The 17,615-nt window shown below is 70.3% G+C and carries 16 protein-coding genes and 1 riboswitch; of the genes, 5 read left to right on the top strand and 11 right to left on the bottom strand.

The genetic code is table 11. The features are described from left to right. Positions 1 to 2 precede the first annotated feature (2 nt). Positions 3 to 638, top strand: a complete 636-nt coding sequence (upp, locus tag E6A21_RS09670; protein ID WP_138443944.1) for a uracil phosphoribosyltransferase — start codon at positions 3 to 5, stop codon at positions 636 to 638. Here upp and E6A21_RS09675 read toward each other — a convergent pair. The 7 genes from E6A21_RS09675 to E6A21_RS09705 all read right to left on the bottom strand — a co-directional run bounded on the left by E6A21_RS09675 (position 620) and on the right by E6A21_RS09705 (position 9,089). After that, on the bottom strand, positions 620 to 1,057 hold the full coding sequence (locus E6A21_RS09675) for a hypothetical protein (RefSeq protein ID WP_138443945.1): 438 nt from the start codon (positions 1,055 to 1,057) through the stop codon (positions 620 to 622). The genes upp and E6A21_RS09675 overlap by 19 nt on opposite strands. A 47-nt stretch (positions 1,058 to 1,104) precedes the next feature. Further along, positions 1,105 to 1,914 (bottom strand): hypothetical protein, encoded by an 810-nt coding sequence (locus E6A21_RS09680; protein ID WP_138443946.1) that lies wholly within the window; start codon positions 1,912 to 1,914, stop codon positions 1,105 to 1,107. Further along, complete coding sequence (locus E6A21_RS09685; RefSeq protein WP_246036330.1) at positions 1,911 to 2,465, bottom strand: RNA polymerase sigma factor; 555 nt, start codon at positions 2,463 to 2,465, stop codon at positions 1,911 to 1,913. The genes E6A21_RS09680 and E6A21_RS09685 overlap by 4 nt, the downstream gene beginning before the upstream one ends. Positions 2,466 to 2,620: 155 nt before the next feature. Further along, entirely contained in the window at positions 2,621 to 3,283 is a 663-nt protein-coding gene (locus tag E6A21_RS09690; protein WP_138443947.1) for a protein tyrosine phosphatase, read from the bottom strand. A gap of 123 nt (positions 3,284 to 3,406) precedes the next feature. Further along, complete coding sequence (locus E6A21_RS09695; RefSeq protein WP_138444087.1) at positions 3,407 to 5,533, bottom strand: mannosyltransferase YkcB-related protein; 2,127 nt, start codon at positions 5,531 to 5,533, stop codon at positions 3,407 to 3,409. Then, the gene (locus E6A21_RS18295; protein ID WP_138443948.1) at positions 5,533 to 7,674 is read right to left on the bottom strand and encodes an ArnT family glycosyltransferase; all 2,142 of its coding nucleotides are present in this window, start codon (positions 7,672 to 7,674) and stop codon (positions 5,533 to 5,535) included. Before E6A21_RS18295 ends, E6A21_RS09695 begins: the two co-directional genes overlap by 1 nt. Positions 7,675 to 7,754: 80 nt before the next feature. Next, positions 7,755 to 9,089, bottom strand: a complete 1,335-nt coding sequence (locus tag E6A21_RS09705) for a bifunctional glycosyltransferase family 2/GtrA family protein (protein WP_138443949.1) — start codon at positions 9,087 to 9,089, stop codon at positions 7,755 to 7,757. A 308-nt stretch (positions 9,090 to 9,397) separates the two neighbouring features. Between E6A21_RS09705 and E6A21_RS09710 the strand changes: the two genes are divergently transcribed. Then, positions 9,398 to 10,300, top strand: a complete 903-nt coding sequence (locus E6A21_RS09710; RefSeq protein ID WP_138443950.1) for a DMT family transporter — start codon at positions 9,398 to 9,400, stop codon at positions 10,298 to 10,300. A gap of 79 nt (positions 10,301 to 10,379) precedes the next feature. Here E6A21_RS09710 and E6A21_RS09715 read toward each other — a convergent pair whose 3' ends face one another. Both E6A21_RS09715 and E6A21_RS09720 read right to left on the bottom strand, forming a co-directional pair. Continuing rightward, positions 10,380 to 11,921, bottom strand: a complete 1,542-nt coding sequence (locus tag E6A21_RS09715; RefSeq protein ID WP_138443951.1) for a sensor histidine kinase — start codon at positions 11,919 to 11,921, stop codon at positions 10,380 to 10,382. Continuing rightward, complete coding sequence (locus E6A21_RS09720) at positions 11,918 to 12,658, bottom strand: response regulator transcription factor (RefSeq protein ID WP_138443952.1); 741 nt, start codon at positions 12,656 to 12,658, stop codon at positions 11,918 to 11,920. The genes E6A21_RS09715 and E6A21_RS09720 overlap by 4 nt, the downstream gene beginning before the upstream one ends. A 57-nt stretch (positions 12,659 to 12,715) precedes the next feature. On the opposite strand from E6A21_RS09720, the gene E6A21_RS17880 reads away from it, so the two are divergent. After that, positions 12,716 to 13,864, top strand: coding sequence for a hypothetical protein (locus E6A21_RS17880; protein ID WP_171041348.1), 1,149 nt, complete (start codon positions 12,716 to 12,718; stop codon positions 13,862 to 13,864). A 185-nt stretch (positions 13,865 to 14,049) separates the two neighbouring features. Here E6A21_RS17880 and E6A21_RS09730 read toward each other — a convergent pair whose 3' ends face one another. Then, positions 14,050 to 14,739: an aggregation-promoting factor C-terminal-like domain-containing protein gene (locus E6A21_RS09730; protein ID WP_246036332.1), complete on the bottom strand. Its 690-nt coding sequence runs from the start codon at positions 14,737 to 14,739 to the stop codon at positions 14,050 to 14,052. A gap of 4 nt (positions 14,740 to 14,743) precedes the next feature. Further along, a riboswitch (cyclic di-AMP (ydaO/yuaA leader) is annotated at positions 14,744 to 14,945 on the bottom strand. A gap of 612 nt (positions 14,946 to 15,557) precedes the next feature. Here E6A21_RS09730 and E6A21_RS09735 point away from each other — a divergent pair. Beyond that, a complete protein-coding gene (locus E6A21_RS09735; RefSeq protein ID WP_138443954.1) occupies positions 15,558 to 16,370 on the top strand; it encodes a winged helix-turn-helix domain-containing protein in 813 nt (270 codons plus the stop codon). Positions 16,371 to 16,413: 43 nt separating this feature from the next. After that, positions 16,414 to 16,968 (top strand): SixA phosphatase family protein, encoded by a 555-nt coding sequence (locus E6A21_RS09740; protein ID WP_138443955.1) that lies wholly within the window; start codon positions 16,414 to 16,416, stop codon positions 16,966 to 16,968. Here E6A21_RS09740 and E6A21_RS09745 read toward each other — a convergent pair. Beyond that, positions 16,910 to 17,545, bottom strand: a complete 636-nt coding sequence (locus E6A21_RS09745) for a hypothetical protein (protein ID WP_138443956.1) — start codon at positions 17,543 to 17,545, stop codon at positions 16,910 to 16,912. The genes E6A21_RS09740 and E6A21_RS09745 overlap by 59 nt on opposite strands. Positions 17,546 to 17,615: the final 70 nt, after the last annotated feature.

A 17,615-nucleotide genomic window follows, 5' to 3' on the forward strand; every position in this document is an offset into this window, starting at 1 on the left:
CCATGCGCACCCTCGTCGTCGACCACCCGCTCGTCGCCCACAAGCTGACGGTCCTGCGGGACAAGAACACCCCAAGCCCCGTGTTCCGGCAGCTCACCGAGGAGCTCGTGACGCTCCTCGCCTATGAGGCGACCCGCGAGGTACGCACTGAGACAGTCACGATCGAGACTCCCATCGCGACGACTGCGGGCACGGCGTTCACGAAGCCGACACCGCTTGTCGTGCCCATCCTGCGGGCAGGGCTAGGGATGCTCGAGGGCATGGTGAAGCTCGTTCCGACGGCGGAGGTCGGCTTCCTGGGGATGGCCCGCGACGAGGAAACCCTGGATATCGTGACCTATGCCGAGCGGCTTCCCGAGGATCTCACTGGCCGCCAGATCTTCGTTCTGGATCCCATGCTCGCCACAGGCGGGACGCTGAGCGAGGCGATCAAGTTCCTCTTCCGCCGGGGCGCGCGCGACGTCACGTGCATCTGCCTCCTCGCCGCACCCGAGGGGCTGGCCCGCCTCGAGAGCGGGCTCGGGGACGCGAACGTGAGGGTCGTCCTTGCCTCGATCGACGAGCGCCTCAATGAGAAGGCCTACATCGTGCCCGGGCTCGGTGACGCGGGCGACCGGCTCTACGGACTGGCGAAGTAGCCACCGGGGGTCTGGTCCTCGAGGCCCGCAAGAGACGGCCCGGCATAGCCGTATTCGTCCAGATCCTTGCCGTCGCTCAAGACCGTCTCGGGGCGGACATCCGCGTAGACGATCGGCCAGTCGTTCGCGGCGGCGTCGTCGCGCATCGCGTGCTGCCGGGCGTAATCCATTGAGAGGGTGATCCAGTCGCCCGTAGTGATCTGGCCAAGCCCTGGCGGCAGGGCGCGGTAGATACGCACCGTGGCGCGGGGCTCGTCGCGGACCCGACGCAGCTGGCGCATCGTCTCGGCGTCGCATTCCCCATACCCGTGCTCTTCGGGATGGTCGTAGACCTCCTTGCCGAGGGCAGCGGCCAACTCCGTGATGGGGCGCGCCCGGCCGCCGCTCCAAGGAGCGCGGGGCGAGTCGGTGTAGTCCACGTCTCCACGGTACCGCCCGAGCTCGCGGTCGGCGCCTTGAGTCATGCCTAGGGCAGGCCGCCCGGGAGGCCAGCCGGGGCCGTCGGCTGCGGCAGGGAGCCGGGGACGGTCGGAAGGGGCGGGAGCGGAATCCCGAGATTCGGGCTCGGCAGCTGGGATGGCACGCCGCCCAGGCCCGCCTCGGGCGAGGTGGAGGCTTCGGCGCCCGGCGCCGTCGTCCGCGGTCCAGTGGGAGCCGGAGACGCCGCACGTGCCCCCGAGCTCGGCTTCGCGTTTGGCACCGCGGCCGACGACGGAACGGACTGTGGCGTTGCAGCGGACGCGCCGGTCGGGGCCGGAGCGGGCGAGGTGGGGGTAGAGGGTGCGCTCGCGGGCCTGCCGCCGAGGACGCTCATGACGGAGCTGATGCCGTCGCCGAGCGCCGACCGGAAGCCTTCGTCGGCAGCGGCCGCCGCCGCAGTGCCGGCGCCGATCGCCGCCGTCAGGACGAGTGCCGCCGCGAGCGGCCGACGACGGCGGGCCGGCTGGGCCGCACGACGACGGCGCGCGGGGCGGCGGGGACCGTCCCCCTCGAGGACCTGAAGAACAGGCACCGCGCGGGTGTCATCATCGGCGCCGGAACCGGCAGATGCGGAGCCGGGAGCGCCGGAGGCACCAGCTGCGGGCCGGTCCTCGGGCAGCAGGAGCGCCTCGAGCAGCGGGCCTGGCTCGACCGGACCGCCATGGGCCAGGGTGCGCAGTTCGGCAAGCAGCGGCCGGAGGGAGTCGGCGCCGTCGGGGTCGACGTCGGTCAGGACCTGATCGATGACCTTCTGGTCGTTGTGATCGTCGATCTCATGATCGTTGAGATGGTTCATGACGCGCTCAGCTCTCTGGTGGCTGCGTGGCTTCTCAGGGCTTCGAGGGCCCGCCGTTGGAGCTGCTTGATGGCGCCCGTGGAACGCCCCATGATGTCGGCGGTCTGATCGATGGAGAGATCTGCGACGACCCGGAGGAGGAGGACCTCGCGGTGGTCGTCGGTCAGGGAGTTCAAGAGGTTCAACGCGCCGGTCGTCCCAAGGGCGAGGTCTTCGGTCGTGGCCGGGGTCGCGCGGGGATCGAGTTCGGGTTCATGCGGCACGAGGGCCGGGGTCCGCTGGCGACGGCGGTGATGGTCGACGGCGCGGGAGTGGGCAATCGTGAAGACGAGGGCCTTCGCACCGTCGAGTCCCCCTCTGAGGGACCCGATGCGCGAGTACAGCGACAGGAAGACGTCCTGCGTCACCGCTTCGCAATCGTCCACGCCGCGCGCCCTCAGATAGCCGTGTACAGACGGCGAAAGGGTGCGGAACGCCGTCGTGAAGAGTTCAGCGTGGTCGCCGGGATCCATCGTGGGGATCTCGGGGTTCGGATCCTCGTGGGGCTCCAACCGGTCTCCCTTGGTTGTTCGGGGCCGGGCGTGCGGGGCGGGTTGTCCTGACGAACAGGTGCACGCGCCGGTCTCGGGCAAGGCCGCGGGGGCCAGCCGGTGGCCGGTCCCCGCGGAACGACTTGCCAGACTACCTCAGTCGGCGGGCAGCCCTGTTACGGCTGGACCGGAGACGACGGCAGGACCGAGGGGAGGGCCGGGGCCGCGGGGACCGACGGCGCCGTCACGGACGACGGCAGCGACGGGACCGCGGGCGATGACGGCAGCGACGGGACGGAAGGCGTGGTCGGGAGCGCTGCGCTCGCCCCGGCACCCGCATTGGCGCCCGCGTCCGCCGAGGCCTGAGCCGACTGGCCCGCGATCTCCGTGTTGCAGAACGCCGAGACGTTCGACTCGCCCTTCGCGTCGGCCGCGAGGCTGTGGAATTCGGCGGAGCTTGTGTTCAGGCCGCCGTGCAGGTAGGCGGTGCAGAGCCCGACGACCACCTGGCTGTTCGCGTCAGCGTTCGGAGCGATCGACGAGGGCAGGCCAGAGGCCGAAGCCGCGGCGGACTTGGCGGCGGCCGCAGCCTGTCCGGCGGCCTGGGAAGCGGCGCCCGTCGGCAGTGCGGGCGTCGAGGGCGCGGCAGGCGTCGCCGGGAGCGCCGCGGACGGGAGGCTCGGGGACGGGGCACCGATGAGCTCATGGGCCGTCTGCTGCGCCGGGGTCGGAAGCGCGTTCGCGTAGGCGGCGGTCCCCGCGCCGCCGACGGCGAGGGCGCCGAGGGCGACGGCGCTCAGGGCGGCCTTGCTCGACACGGCAAGAGTGAAGAACGACATGGATACTCCTCAGGGTTTGGACGAACTGGGAGGACCGTCTGCACGGCCCTACCCCCGTCCAACCGAGGCGGAGCCCGGAAAGGTCACGCGCCTTCCGGAAAATCTTTTGGGAGGCGCTGTGCCCTACCCGAGCGCGTAGACGGTGGCGCCGCCGATCGTCTGGGCCTGGAAAGTGGAAGCGACCCACGACGCGATCCGCTGGGCGTCATCGGAACCGGAGCTGCCCTGCATGAGGTTCGAGGCGATGAAGTAGTGGATCCTGCCCTGGCTCACGAGCTGCTGGAACTGGGCGAGCGTCGGTGCCGGGTCCGTGCCGTTGAATCCGCCGAGGGCCATGACGGGCAGCTGGGTCGCCAGCTGATAGCCGGCGGCGTTGTTGGAGCCGACGACGGCGGCCGCCCACGTGTACTTCGAGGCGTCGGCTTCGAGCGCGCTGACGAGGGAGGCTGAAGGAGTCGTCGCGTTCAGCAGGCCGGACGCCCCGCCGAAACCACCGCCGCCCCCGAAGGAGCCGGCCCCGGGCCCGCCGCCACGGCCCCCGCCGGGCTGGCCGCCGAAGCCGCCGCCCGCCGTCGTCCCCTGGCCGATCCCGAGGAAGCTGTTGAGGCCGTTCTGGCCGCCGCGGAAGCCGCCGAACCCGGGGCGGCCCCCGGAGGATGGGCCGGCGGTGACGATCGCGCCTGTGTGAGGCGTCGCAAGGGTCTGAAGAGTGAAGGCCAGCGGCCCTGACAGCGCCGCGATCAGGGCGACGGCAGCGGCCGCACCCGCTACAGCCCGGGGGGCCCGACGGGGCGCGGCTCCGCGTGCTCCGAAGCCGCTTGCCAGGAGGCTGGCCACTGCGGCCAGCGTCGCGACGCCGATGACCCAGGGGAGCCACGGGACGAAACCCGAGGCCCTCAGCATGAGCACGATCCCCATCGCCCCCGCAGAGAGGACGGCCGCGGCGAGGGCGCAGGCCTCGAACGGCCAGCGCCGGCGGTGCCACAGGATTCCGCCGCCGAGACCCACGAGTGCCGCGATGCCCGGCGCGAGCGCCACCGTGTAGTACTCGTGGATGATGCCCTGCATGAGGCTGAACGTGAGGCCCGTGACGAGTACCCACCCACCCCACGCGATGACCGAGGCCCGGACGGGATCGGTGCGGGGCGCTCTCCGGCCCACCCACACGAGCGCCGCCCCCACGAGGAGCGCCGCCGGCAGTAGCCACGCGATCTGGCCCCCGAAGGTCGAGGAGAAGAGCCTGAGGAGCCCGGGCTGCCCCCAGCCGTTGGCGCCGCCCACCGAGCCGACCTCGTCACCGCTCAGCCGTCCGAGGCCGTTGTAGCCGAGCGTGAGCTCGAGGATCGAGTTGGTCTGGGAGCCGCCGATGAACGGCCGGTCGCTCGCCGGCGTGAGCATGACGGCGACAATCCACCATCCGGCGGCGGCCACCATCGTCGCGAAGGCGGCGAGCAGGTGGACGACCCGCTTCCCCAGGCCATGCGGCGCCGCCCACAGATACGCGAGCCCGAAGCCCGGGACCACGAGCAGCACCTGCAGCTGCTTCGTGAGGAAGCCGAGCCCCAGCATCGCCCCAGCGAGGACGAGCCACCGCGCCCTGCCATCCTGCACCGCCCGGACCGTGCAGTAGCACGCCGCCGTCATGAGCAGCACAAGGAGCGCGTCGGGGTTGTTGAACCGGAACATGAGCGCCGCGACGGGAGTCAGGGCGAGGACGACGACGGCGACGAGCCCCGCGCTGTGGGCCGTGCGATCGCTTCCGGTCGCCGGGTATGCCGCACGGCGTACCGCCAAGTAGAGGAGCCACGCTGTCGCGACGGCCATGAGGACCTCGGGCACGAGGACGGACCAGGAGCTCAGGCCGAAGACCCGGACGGAGAGGTCCATGATCCAGAGGGAGGCGGGCGGCTTGTCGACCGTGATGGCGTTCGCGGCGTCCGACGAGCCGAAGAAGAAGGCCTCCCAGTTCTGGCTCCCAGCCTGCGCCGCGGCACTGTAGAACGCGTTGGCCCAGCCGCTGGCCCCAAGGTTCCACAGGTAGAGGAGCCCCACCGCGGTGAGGAGGGCGGCGAGCTCGAGCCCGCTGCGGTGACCGACTCCGGCGCGGACCACGCGCGCCGCTGCGCTCCCTCGCGGACCGCTCCCGCGACCGGGTCCGGCACCGGAGGCGCCGGACGTCCCCGCAGGCCCGAAGCCGCTCGAGGCGGCCCCGGACCCGGGGGAGGTGACGACTGGAGGGAGCGAGGACATCACTTCACCAGTTTGTAGACTGTCGTACTGCCGACCGTGGTCGCCTGGAAGTTGGACTCGACCCACTGGGTGATCGCCGACGTGTCGCTGCCGCTTCCGCCGCCGCGACCGCCGAAGCCGCCGCCGCCCATACCGCCGCCCGCGATGTAGTAGCTGATCTCGCCGTTCGCGACCATCGTCTTGAACTGATCGAGGCTCGGGTACGGGTCGCTGCCCGTGAAGCCGCCCATCGCGATCACGTTCGTGTTGGAGGCGAGTTCGAGGCTCGCCGCCGAGTTCGAGCCGTTGGTCGCGGCCGACCACTTGGTCGTGGTCTGCTCGAGGAGCGCCACGAGTTCGCTCGACGCGCTCACATCGCCGCCGGGCCCTCCGCCGAAGCCGCCGCCCGGCGTCGTGCCCGCTGCCCCGGTGCCTGCTGTCCCCGAGCTCTCCGTGCTGAGACCGTTGCGGAAGCCCCCGAACCCTGTGCGGTTGCCGAAGCCACCGCCGAAGCCGTTCTGGCCGGACGGGCCCGAGGTCGGGATCGAGCCGGTGTGCCCGACCGACGCTGTCGCGACCGTGAACGCGGTGGTGCCGAGGCCGCTCGCGAGGAGCGCGGCGAGCACGACCGAGACGGCGCCGAAGCGGAGCCGGTCGAGGCGGACCAGGAGGGCGACGGCGGTGAGGACGCCGAGGATGACGACGACGAACTTGAGCCATGGGAGCCACGACGAGTCACGGCCGAGCAGCACGGCGGTCCAGATGCTCGTGACGAGGACGGTCGCCGCGAGAACGATCCGTGAAGGCCAGTAGGCGCGGCCCCGCCACAGTTCGGCGCCGCCGATGCCCACGAGGCCCGCGATGCCCGGAGCGAGGGCGATCGCATAGTACGGGTGGACGGTACCGGTCATGAAGCTGAAGACGCCCGCGGTGACGATGGTCCAGCCGCCCCAGATGATGAGGGAGGCGCGGACCCGGTCCGTACGTGCCGCGCGGCGCGTGAACCAGAGGCCGGCGACGAGCAGGATGAGCGCCGCGGGCAGAAGCCATGAGATCTCGGTGCCGAAGCTCGAGCCGAACATGCGGAGCAGTCCAGCGGAACCGCCGAAGCTCGCGCCGCCGCCGGGGCCGCCCCCGTTGCCCCCACCCGGGAAGCCGCCCGTCAGCCCCCCTGCCAAGCCCCCCGTGCCGGCGGCAGCTCCGGCATCGGCGGCCGCGCCTGAAGTGCCGCCGAAGCCCCCGCCCCTGTTGCCGAAGATGCGCGCGAAGCCGTTGTAGCCGAAGGTGAGCTCGAGGAAGCTGTTCGTCTGCGAGCCTGCCATGTACGGTCGGATGCTCGTGGGAGTGAGCGTGAAGGCGAGAATGTACGCGCCGGCGACCACCACGATGCCGCCGAGGGCGCCGAGCAGGTGCACAATCCGGCGGCGCAGCGTAGTCGGGGCTGCCCAGAGGTAGGCGAGGCCCAGGGCCGGGACGATGATGACGCCCTGGAGCATCTTGGTGAGGAACGCGAACCCGATCACGGCGCCGGCGCCCACGAGCCATTTCCAGCCCGCCTTCTCGATGGCCCGGACTGTCATGTAGGCGGCGAGCACGAGGGCGAACGTGAGCATCGCGTCAGGGTTGTTGAACCGGAACATCAGGGCCGCGACTGGCGTCGCCGCGAGCGCGCCCCCGGCGAGCAGGCCCGCGGCGGGTCCGCTCACCCGCTTGACGGCCGCGTACATGAGAGCGACCGATGCGACTCCTGCGAGCGCCTCCGGGAGCAGCATCGTGAAGGAGTTGAAGCCGAACAGGCGGCCGAGGAGGCCCGGTATCCAGAAGGCCGCCGGCGGCTTGTCCACGGTGATCGCGTTGCCCGCGTCGAGCGATCCGAAGAACCACGCGGTCCAGTCCTTGCTGCCCGCCTGGATGGCAGCGGCATAGAACGAGTTGGCGTACCCGGAGCTCGTGAGGTTCCAGAGGTACAGGAACGCGCTCGCGACCACGAGGCCGAAGCCGGACGGGCGGACCCAACGGGCCTGGTCGCTGCCGAAGGCGAGGCGCTGCCACCGGCTCCCGGAGGAGCCGAGGTGGGGCGGACGACGGCGGGAGGCGGCGTCGTCGGACGCGGTGTCGGGCGGTGTTGGCGCCGAGGCGCCGGGGGCGAGTGAAGTGGTCATCGTCTGGCCTTTCGGTCGGAAGTCTAGCGGCCGTGTGAAGTTCGCTGGTGTTGCGCGGCGGGGGCCGCGCTCGGCGTCGGTCATGCTCGGCGGCGGAATACCCAGAGGCGGAAGAGGAGGAACTTGAGCGCGGTTGCCGCGAGATTTGCGAGCGTGAGGACAGCGAGCTCGAGCCACTGGCTCGGGTGCTGGAGGGAATTCATCCAGGCGAGGGCGCCCGCTGTGAGGGCCCAGCCCATGCCGAAGACGATGAGGCCCTCGAAGTGATGGCGGGCGAGCCGTGCGGCGCCCAAGACCCCGAACGTGAAGCGACGGTTGGCCGCCGTGTTGGCGACCGCGGTGATGAGCAGCGCCACGAAGTTGGCGGCCTGCGCGCCCATGAACACGCGCCCCATGAGATACAGCACCGCGTACGCGAGGGTCGAGGCAACGCCGATCGCGCCGAAGCGGACCAGCTGGCCGAAGAGGCTCTGACCCCGGCCAGCCTCCTCGGCTCGTTCCCCGGCCGGAAGGGGTCCGCGGGCCATGGCGGCCTGGAGCTCCGCGAGCGGGACACGGCCACGGGCCATGTCCGTCGTCATGCGGTACATGCCCCGGAGATCCTCGACGGCCGTGCGGAGGATGTCGACCTTCGAGTTCGGGTCGTCCGTCCAGTCAACGGGGACTTCGGCGCAGCGGAGGCCGCAGCGCTCTGCGAGGACGAGGAGCTCGGTGTCGAAGAACCACGCCTTGTCGAGCGTATGGGGGAGCAGCTGCCGGGCGACGTCGGCCCGGATCGCCTTGAAGCCGCACTGGGCGTCGCTGAAGCGGGCGCCCATGAGCGAATGCAGAAGCAAGTTGTAGGAACGCGAGACGAAAGCACGCTTGGGTCCGCGTACGACCCGCGACGAGCGCGAGAGCCTCGTGCCGATCGAGAGGTCGGAATGGCCCGAGATGAGCGGCGCCACGAGAGGGGCGAGCGCGTTGAGGTCAGTCGAGAGATCCACGTCCATGTAGGCGAGGACCGGGGAGTCCGACGCGAGCCAGACGCTGCGCAGCGCGTTCCCGCGGCCCTTCTCTTCGAGATGGACAGAGCGGACGGTTTCGAGCTCCCGGGCGAGACGCTCGGCGACGCGGAGGGTCGAGTCCGTCGAGGCGTTGTCCGCGATGGTGATGCGGTACGTGTGGGGGAACTGCGTGGCCAGGTAGGCGTCGAGATTGCGGACGCACACCTCGAGGTCGGCCTCCTCGTTGTACACCGGGACAGTGACGTCGAGAAGCGGGATGCCTGCGCGGTTGAGTGCGGCGACGTCGAGGGCGGCGCCGGGGCGGAGGCCGGGGGCCTCGAGTGCGACGGCGGAGCCCGACTGGGCGGTGGGCTCGCCGAGGTCTTCGGGGGCCACAGGGGCCTGAGAGGCGGGATCCGTGAGCGTCATGCTTCGACTTTCCGGTTTGCGCTTGTGCTCGGATTAGAGCAGACCTGTGCCATCGCTGTGACCGCGGCGGAGCTGCTCCGTCCCGCCCGTTTGCAGCTCCCAGTTTCGCAAAAGATCGGCGTGTCCGCGCGAACGGACGTGCCGCCACCGGACAAACGGGCTGGACGGCAGGGGGCGGAGGCCCGACACCGGGACGGGGGAGGAATTGGGCCGGAGACTGTCGATGGCGTGGGGCGGTCATACAGTTGGTGGGTGAAGCACCGCACTCGTCCTTCCGCCCTTCTCGGAACCCTCTCAGGGAGCCGCTCGTGACGCGCCGCACCTGGCTGCTCTTCGTGGCCATGAGCCTCATCTGGGGCGTCCCGTACCTGCTCATCAGCGAGGCGGTCGCCGAGGTGAGTCCCGCCGTCGTCGTCTTCGCGCGCACGGCGATCGGCACCGTCGTCCTCCTGCCCTTCGCGTGGCGGCAGCTGCGTGTCGTGTGGGAGCACCGCTGGCCCGTGCTCGCGTTCGCCCTGCTCGAGATGGTGGGGCCCTGGTTCCTGCTGAGCGACGCTGAACGGCACCTTTCCAGCTCCCTCGCGGGACTGCTCATCGCGTTCGCCCCGGTTCTGGCACTCGTGATCGCCCGTGTTATCGGGCTCGAGCGGCGGATCGGCGGGCTGCGGATCGTGGGGCTCGTGCTCGCCGTGGGCGGAGTCGCGGCCTTGGGCGGGGGAGGGATGCAGGCCTCCGGGGCGTGGCCCGTGATCGAGATGCTGCTGGTCGCGGTGGGCTACGCGATCGCGCCGCAAGTCGCCGCGGCCAAGCTCGGCGGGGTGCCCCCGCTCCCCATGACAGCCGTGTGCCTCACCATCGCCGCGCTCCTCTCGGCGCCGTTCGCCATCATCACGTGGCCGTCCGCCATGCCGTCTGCCACGGCCGCGGGGTCGCTCGTGCTCCTCGGACTCCTCTGCACCGCCCTTGCGTTCCTGCTCTTCTTCCGCCTCATTGCCGAGGCGGGGCCGGCCCGGGCGACGGCGATCGCCTACGTGAACCCCGTCGTCGCCCTCGCGCTCGGCGTGAGCCTGCGGGGCGACCCGTTCACCCCGCTCATCGGAGTGGGCGCTCTGCTCGTGCTCGCGGGGACCTTCCTCGCGACCCGCCGGAACGAGCCTTCGGCCGCGGGCGCCCGCCAGGGAACCGAGGCCGAGGGCGCCCCCACGCCCTGACGGTCGGGGGAAGACGGGCCTTGCCCGGTTCCGGGAGGGGGGCACGGCGCAGGAGCGTGGACCGCTCCGGCGCCCCCGGTCAAGCCGGCAGGTACACCGCGAACTCCGTGCGTCCGGGCCGCGAGGTGAGCTCGACCGACCCGCCGTGCGCATCAACAATTGCCTGCACGATCGAAAGCCCGAGGCCCGTAGAACCCTCGGTGCCCGTCCGGGCCTTGTCGGCCCGCGTGAAACGCGAGAAGACCTTCTTCTGCAGCTCCGGCGGCACCCCAGGACCGGTGTCCGTCACCGTGATGACGGCCTCGCCCGTCGCGGACCGGGTCACGCCGGTAGTGATCGTGGTTCCGAGGTCCGTGTGCTTCCGGGCGTTGGAGAGCAGGTTGACCATGACCTGATGCAGGCGCGCGCCGTCAGCCTTGACCTCTACCGGCTCGTCCGGGAGGTCGAGCCGCCATTGATGGTCGGGCGCGATGATCTTCTGGTCGCTCACCGTCTCCACGACCAGCTGGGTCAGGTCCACGGGCCCGAGCTTGAGCGGCTGGCCCTCGTCGAGCCGCGCGAGCGTGAGGAGGTCCTCGACGAGTCGGCTCATCCGTAGCGACTGGGTCTCGACGCGCCCCAGCGACTCCGAACCCTGCGGGGAGAGCTTCTCGGTCATCTTGAGCATGTCGGTGTAGCCGCGGATTGCGGTGAGCGGGGTCCGCAGCTCGTGCGAAGCGTCGGCAACGAACTGGCGCACCTTCATCTCAGACTCCTGGCGCGCCTGGAGCGCACCCGAGACGTTGTCGAGCATCCGATTCAACGCGTTCCCCACATTGCCCACTTCGGTCCCCGGATGGGCGGCCGACGGCGGGACACGCATTGCGAGGGCGACCTCGCCGGCGTCGAGCGGGAGTTGGGCGACGTTGGCGGCGACGGAGGAGACCTGGTCGAGCGGCTTGAGCGTCTTGCGGATGATGTAGGTGCCCACGAGTCCGATGAGCACCAGGCCGCAGAGCGAGACGACGACTGTGGTCAGCACGAGCGACGCGAGCGTGCTGTCCTTTGCGGCCAGCGGGAGCCCCGTGACGATGGTGTCCCCCGCTGCGGTCTGGACGGCCACGAGGCGGTAGCGGCCCGCGGTGAGGTTCTTGTCGACGGGGACCGGCTGCGCGCCGCTCGTGTACGGCACCGCGTTCTGGGCCACCGACGCGAGGACGGCGGCGTCCGAGTTGCTGAGGGAGATCTTCCTGCCGTCTGCGCTGATCAGTCCTGCGACCTCGAGGATGTTGTCGTGGAGCCGGGCGTTGAGCGTGCCGGCACCCTGTCCCCGCGCTTCGAGCGGGTCGGGGCGGGGCGTCGATGCGCTGGGGTTCTGGGCCGTGCCGGGGGCCTGGGAGCCCGGAACCCCGGGCTGGGTGACCGTGCCGAACTGTGCCGCGCGATGGCTCGCCTGATACAGCTGGGTATCAAGCTGCTGCGTGAGGAAGCCGTCCATCGAGGCGTAGAGCACAGAGCCCACGACGGAGCAGATCGCGACGAGGAGGAGCATCGTCGCGAGGACGAGCTTAGTGCGCAGATGCCAGGCGTTCGGATCGGTCCAGCGCTGGCGGGAACGTGGGACGCCCGCGAGAGTGCTCATCCCTCAGCGGGCTTGATGACGTAGCCCGCTCCACGGACGGTATGGATCATTGGCGCCCTGTTCGCGTCGATCTTCTTGCGGAGGTACGAGATGTACAGCTCGACGATGTTCGCCTGGCCGCCGAAGTCGTACTGCCACACCCGGTCGAGGATCTGGGCCTTGCTGATGACGCGCTTCGGGTTCTCCATGAGGTAGCGGAGCAGCTCGAACTGCGTCGCGGTGAGCTGGATGTCCTCGCCGCCACGGGTCACTTCGCGCGTGTCCGTGTTGAGCACGAGGTCCCCGACCACGAGCTCGGCGTCGTCCTGCGCCGCGACCCCGGAACGCTGCACGAGCCGGTGCAGGCGGAGCATGACCTCCTCCATGCTGAACGGCTTCGTGACGTAGTCGTCCCCGCCGGCGGCAAGCCCCGTGATGCGGTCCTCCACGGCGTCCTTCGCCGTGAGGAACAGGGCAGGGACCTCGGGGAGGAACTGGCGGATGCGGTTGAGCGCCTCGACCCCGTCGAAGCCGGGCATCATGACGTCGAGCACGAGGACGTCAGGCCGGAAGTCACGTGCTGCCTTGACGGCGGCGGGACCGTCCGCAGCGACCTGAACGCTCCACCCGGTCATGCGCAGTCCCATGCTCATGAGCTCGGAGAGGCTCGGCTCGTCGTCGACCACGAGGGCGCGGATAGGGGAGCCGTCCGGATGGGTCAGGGCCGGGAGGTTGTTGGTCGTGTAGGGACTTGCCATGGTTCCAGCCTCCTGTGGGTGGATAGTCCGAGCCTGAGTTAATACTGTGGGGAGCCTGTGCAGCTCAGCCTAGACCTCCGCCTCCGTGTCGGCGCGCTCGTGCTGCGGGAAGCACAGCCGGACCAGCCGGTGGGCACAGGAGCGGCACAGGATGGGCCGGGAATCTGGTACCAGCGATCAGACCACCATCGGAGGATCACGATGTCATTCGGACAGCAGAACCCTCAGTCTCCTGACCCGCAGCGGCCGGGCAGCGAGGGCCACGACGCGCATGCTGCCAGCTCCCAGCAGACGGAGACGCTCTACCCGAACCAGCCCGGAGTCCAGCAGCCGGCCCAGGGCTGGGGCGCCCCCGGTCCGACGGGTCCGGCCGCACAGGGGCAGGGACAGGGCTGGGGTGCGCCTGGTCCGACGGGTCCGGCCGCACAGGGGCAGGGACAGGGCTGGGGTGCGCCCGGTCCGACGGGTCCGGCCGCACAGGGACAGGGACAGGGCTGGGGCGCCCCGGGTCCATACGCGCCCGGTCAAGGCTGGGATGCCCGGCCCGCAGGCCCGGTGGGCACCTCGGGCCGGTACAGGAGTGCGCTCTCCCGGCTCACACCGGTCCAGAAGGGGCTGGCCGTGGCGGGTATCGCTGTCGTGGTCGCTGCCGGGGCTGGTGCGGCCGTCTACGCGGCGAGCAACTCGGGCAGCAGTGCCTCCGCCGCATCGTCCAATCAGGGCTTCGGGGGCGCGCCGGGCCAGGCAGGCAACGGGCAGGGCCTGGGCCAGGCCGGGACAGGACAGAACTCCGGCGGCGGCTTCGGCGGCCCTGGCAACCTTGGAGTCGGCGGCATGGGCCAAGCGGTCCACGGCGAGTACGTCGTCCAGAACAACGGCCAGTACGTGACCGAGCTCGAGCAGACCGGCACGATCACGGCAGTCTCTGGGAGCCAGGTCACGGTCAAGAGCGTCGACGGCTACGTTCAGGCCTACGCGATCTCCTCCGACACGACCATCGCGAGCTTCGCCGGCCGCCGTCAGAGCCAGTCCTCGGGCGGATCCCTCAGCGCGTCGAGCCTCGAGTCCGGCCAGACCGTCCGCGTCACGGCGCTCAAGGACGGGAACGCCGCGCTCACGATCCTTGTTTCTTCGACCGCGGGCACGAGTTCCAACGGCTCAGGCTCCGGCACATCAGGGTCCGGCACCTCAGGCTCCGGCACCTAGGGATCGGGTTCGACGAGCTCCGGCCAGAGCAACTAGTAACCGGCAGAGCAACTAGTAACCGGCAGAGCAATTAGGACCGCAGCAATCCAGCCTTCTTGCCAGAGAAGAACGACGGCGCCGCTCCCCGAGAGGGGGGCGGCGCCGTCGTCTGTGGTGGCCGTGTCTGCGGTGCCGTCGGCTGCCGGTCAGTACCAGCCGCTCGCGTAGTGGAACGTGAGGGCGTTCGCCGGGGACCCATAGCGGTCCTTGATGTAGCCGAGGCCCCAGTCGATCTGGGTGCGGTAGTTAGTCTGCCAGTCATCGCCTGCGGAGGCCATCTTGCTGCCCGGGAGCGCCTGCACGATGCCGTATGCGCCGCTGCTCGAGTTGGTCGCGGTGGTGGACCAGTCGGACTCGAGGTTCCAGAGGGTGACAAGGGCCTGCATCTGGTCCTGGCCCCAGCCGAACTTCGCGAGCTGGCTCGAGGCGTAGGCCTGCGCGCCCGCGGGGTCGTTGACCGGCTGCGTCTTGAGGAGCTCGGCCTTGGCGGCCGCGGCGGCGGCTTGGGCCTCCTGGTCGACTTGGGCCTTCGAGACCGAGGCAACCGTCGAGCGGGCGAAGTCGAGCTTCGCGTCCGCCGTTGCCCTGACCGGCGCGACGGCGGCGGTTCCAGTGGCCTCGGTGGAGCCGACGGGGGAGATGTGGCCTGTGCTGGCCGCGGCGCCTCCGCCGACGGCTACGAGGCCGAGCGATGCAGCGACGACGGCGTTGCGGTAACGGCCGCCCGTCGAGGTGCCGAGTCCGGCGGTGATGCGGGCGAGGCGGCTGGGCGGGGTTGCCGCACGATGCCGCCCGCGCTGGCGCGCAGGCGCGCCCGTAGGCATGGTGATGCTCACGCAAGAAACCTCTCGTTAGCGCCTGCGAAGTTAGCTGACGGGTTCGGATGCGAGTCATCCGGCCATGCCTCGCGGCGTGGCTTCACCCCAGACCTCAGCTCCAGTTTCGAGCGCACGGCTCTCCACTGGCCTCCTCGGCCGATTGGTTCCTCCGTCTCTGCCTGCTTCACCCTTGGGCTGCCGGCAGAGTTCGGCGGGCTGCGCCCAAGGGAGCACGGGGGTCCCGTGCACTCGACCTACCCTACGGTATGGACGAAGCATTGTCACATTTGGGTAACAGCCGATGCGTTCGAGGCCTCCCCGCGAGCCGGTAGGGTCGCGGGAACGGTCCACCTCGGCCAGCCCCTAACCCGCCTCGCCGAGCCCAGAGGGCCTGAGCGAACCTCCTCATCGCCCCATCGTGGCGTCCGAATAGTGAGACAGGACAGTCTGACGGTGTAGGGGCTCGCACCCGCCGAGCCACTCCGAACATCATTCGACCGAACGTTCAATTTCCGCCGGAAACGTGAAGATACCGGTTCACATCTCTCTTGCGCCGAATGGTGAAACGCATCACAATTTGGTTCTTTGTCTCACGATCCGAGACAAAGAGGCCATTGTTACTTGCCTGTAGCCTTTGTTACGGGCACACTCACTGGTGTGAACAAGAACTCAACGGCACCTGCAGCCTTCCGCCCCGGCTCATCCGCCGGCCGGACCATGTGCTGTTGTCGAATGCATAGCTGACTGCCCACCCCAGCACTTGGCTCTTCGCTCAACCCCTGTTCAGCATTCGAAGCCGCTCCACAGCGGCTAGTCACATACGAGGTCAGCACTCCATGTCGGTTGCATCCGGATACGTCCACATCTCTGTCCGAAACGCCCAGCGCGCCCAGACTGCCGGCGGTCGGCAGCCCTTTGGCGGCCGCTCTACCGTCCAGCAGGATTCCTATGGGGCGGCACGCCCCCTGCGTCCCGTCACGGAGGATTACGCTCCGATCACGGCACCGACCCCCGTCGTCGCACCGGGCGCCGAGCCCGTCCGCTCGGTTTCGTCCGACACCGTAGCCCATGGCTTCGTCCTCTATGTCGGAATCTCCGAGGAGCAGGCTGCGGCTGCCGGCTCGTCCATCGCCCGGATCGCGCAGGAGATCCGCGCCTACGCCCAGAACCTCGTGCCCGGCGTCGAAAGCTACGCCGCGGTCGCCGTCGCCCCCCCAGGTGCCCAGGGGAGTCCGCTCGACGTCGTCCGTTCGACCTTCGGCGATCCGACCATCGGCAGCCGCCCGCGCCCTGAGCCCCGCGTCAGCCAGCACAGCGAGAGCCGCCCGAGCGGCGTGCTCATCGACCTCGCCCGTCGCGAGGTGCACCTCGACGGCGACTCACTGAACCTCACGTTCAAGGAGTTCGAACTCCTGAACTATCTGGTCGAGAACGGCACGCGGACGGTCAGCCGCGAAGAGCTCCTGGAGAACCTCTGGAAGAACGCCGAGGAAGTCCCCAACGAGCGCACCATCGACGTCCACATCCGCCGCCTCCGCTCCAAGCTCGGCCGTCTCGCCAACACCGTCCGGACCGTCCGGGGGCAGGGCTACCGCTTCTACGAGCACCCCGAAGTCATCGTGTGGGCGGCACCCGAGTACTCGATCTAGGGCTGCTTCCCCCGCTTCCGCTCGGGCCCTCTACGCTTGCTGCATGAGCAAGCACCACCTCAAGCGCCTTGTTGTGCTGCGCCACGCGAAGGCGGCATGGCCCGTCGGCGTTCCCGACGTCGACAGGCCCCTCGCAGAGCGCGGCCACGCCGACGCGCCCGAGGCGGGGAAGTGGCTCCTCGCCCACAAGGTGGTGCCGGACTTCATCCTGTGCTCGGTGGCCCTGCGCACACGACAGACCTGCACGTGGGTCTGCGGTGAGCTCGGCGACCTCGCGCCCACGCCCAAGCTCGAGACGGGCCTCTACGCGGCGAGCGCTGCCCGGATGCTCGCCGTCGTCAACCACGTCCCGGAAACGGTGACGACGCTTCTCGTCATTGCGCACATGCCCGGCGTCCAGGACCTCGTGCTGCACCTCGCGGCACGCGATTCCGACCAGGACGCGTACCTCGACGCCGCCAACCACTTCCCGACCGCCGGCCTCGCCGTCCTCGAGACCGCGAAGCAGTGGGCCGAGCTCGACGGGCAGGACGCCCGCCTCACCGACTTCGCCGTGGCGCGGGCCGGGAGCCGGAAGCACGGGGACCGCTCGCACTAGGTCGGGGCGCCGCCGGCTTGGGCTGGCTGGTGCGGGCGGTGGAAGGCCGCCCCTCCGCCCCGCGGGTGCCCGAGGTCCGCGCGTTGGTCCGTCCGCCCGAGGACCGGGTGCCCGACGTCGCCGGCCGTGATGCCGGGCGCGTCGACGGGCGGCGCGTCGGCCGCGCCGGGAGCCGCCTTCTTGCGGGCCACACGGCGCCGACGAGCAGGAGCCCGAGCGTCGCGACGAAGGCGAGGACCGCCGTGTAGAAGTACGGGTCGGCGTCGCGGCTCGAGGCGGTCGTGACGGCGTCAGGCGCGTCGTCCCACGCAACGCCCAGCAACCGCAGGAACGCGAGCGTGCAGGCGATCGTCGTCGCCGTCGTCGCGGCGGCCAAGCCCGCAACGACGTAGCGGTTCATACCGAGGATCGCGTAGAGGGCGCAGAGCACGAACCCCGCGAGGGCCGCGATCGCGAGTGCGCCCATCCATTCCTCGAGGAACCAGGCCGTGATCCCGCTGAAAATGGTCGCCAAGGCTGCGCACCAGAGGGTCGCGCGGGCGCTCGAGCGCAGGGGAAGGAATCGCGAGGGTGCCACTGGGCCAGTCTGTCATCGCGGACCACCACGGACGGGGAACGCGCGCGGTGTCCCCCGGAACGCGCGCGGT

The organism is Sinomonas susongensis (assembly GCF_005877005.1).
In the GTDB taxonomy this organism is placed as follows: Bacteria; Actinomycetota; Actinomycetes; order Actinomycetales; family Micrococcaceae; genus Sinomonas; species Sinomonas susongensis.

What these genes read in the sequence shown, in the direction of transcription:
- upp (WP_138443944.1), top strand. Translation starts at nt 3, where the DNA reads ATGCGCACCCTCGTCGTCGACCACCCGCTCGTCGCCCACAAGCTGACG.
- E6A21_RS09680 (WP_138443946.1), bottom strand. Translation starts at nt 1,914, where the DNA reads ATGAACCATCTCAACGATCATGAGATCGACGATCACAACGACCAGAAG.
- E6A21_RS09690 (WP_138443947.1), bottom strand. Translation starts at nt 3,283, where the DNA reads ATGTCGTTCTTCACTCTTGCCGTGTCGAGCAAGGCCGCCCTGAGCGCC.
- E6A21_RS09695 (WP_138444087.1), bottom strand. Translation starts at nt 5,533, where the DNA reads ATGTCCTCGCTCCCTCCAGTCGTCACCTCCCCCGGGTCCGGGGCCGCC.
- E6A21_RS18295 (WP_138443948.1), bottom strand. Translation starts at nt 7,674, where the DNA reads ATGACCACTTCACTCGCCCCCGGCGCCTCGGCGCCAACACCGCCCGAC.
- E6A21_RS09705 (WP_138443949.1), bottom strand. Translation starts at nt 9,089, where the DNA reads ATGACGCTCACGGATCCCGCCTCTCAGGCCCCTGTGGCCCCCGAAGAC.
- E6A21_RS09715 (WP_138443951.1), bottom strand. Translation starts at nt 11,921, where the DNA reads ATGAGCACTCTCGCGGGCGTCCCACGTTCCCGCCAGCGCTGGACCGAT.
- E6A21_RS09720 (WP_138443952.1), bottom strand. Translation starts at nt 12,658, where the DNA reads ATGGCAAGTCCCTACACGACCAACAACCTCCCGGCCCTGACCCATCCG.
- E6A21_RS09735 (WP_138443954.1), top strand. Translation starts at nt 15,558, where the DNA reads ATGTCGGTTGCATCCGGATACGTCCACATCTCTGTCCGAAACGCCCAG.
- E6A21_RS09740 (WP_138443955.1), top strand. Translation starts at nt 16,414, where the DNA reads ATGAGCAAGCACCACCTCAAGCGCCTTGTTGTGCTGCGCCACGCGAAG.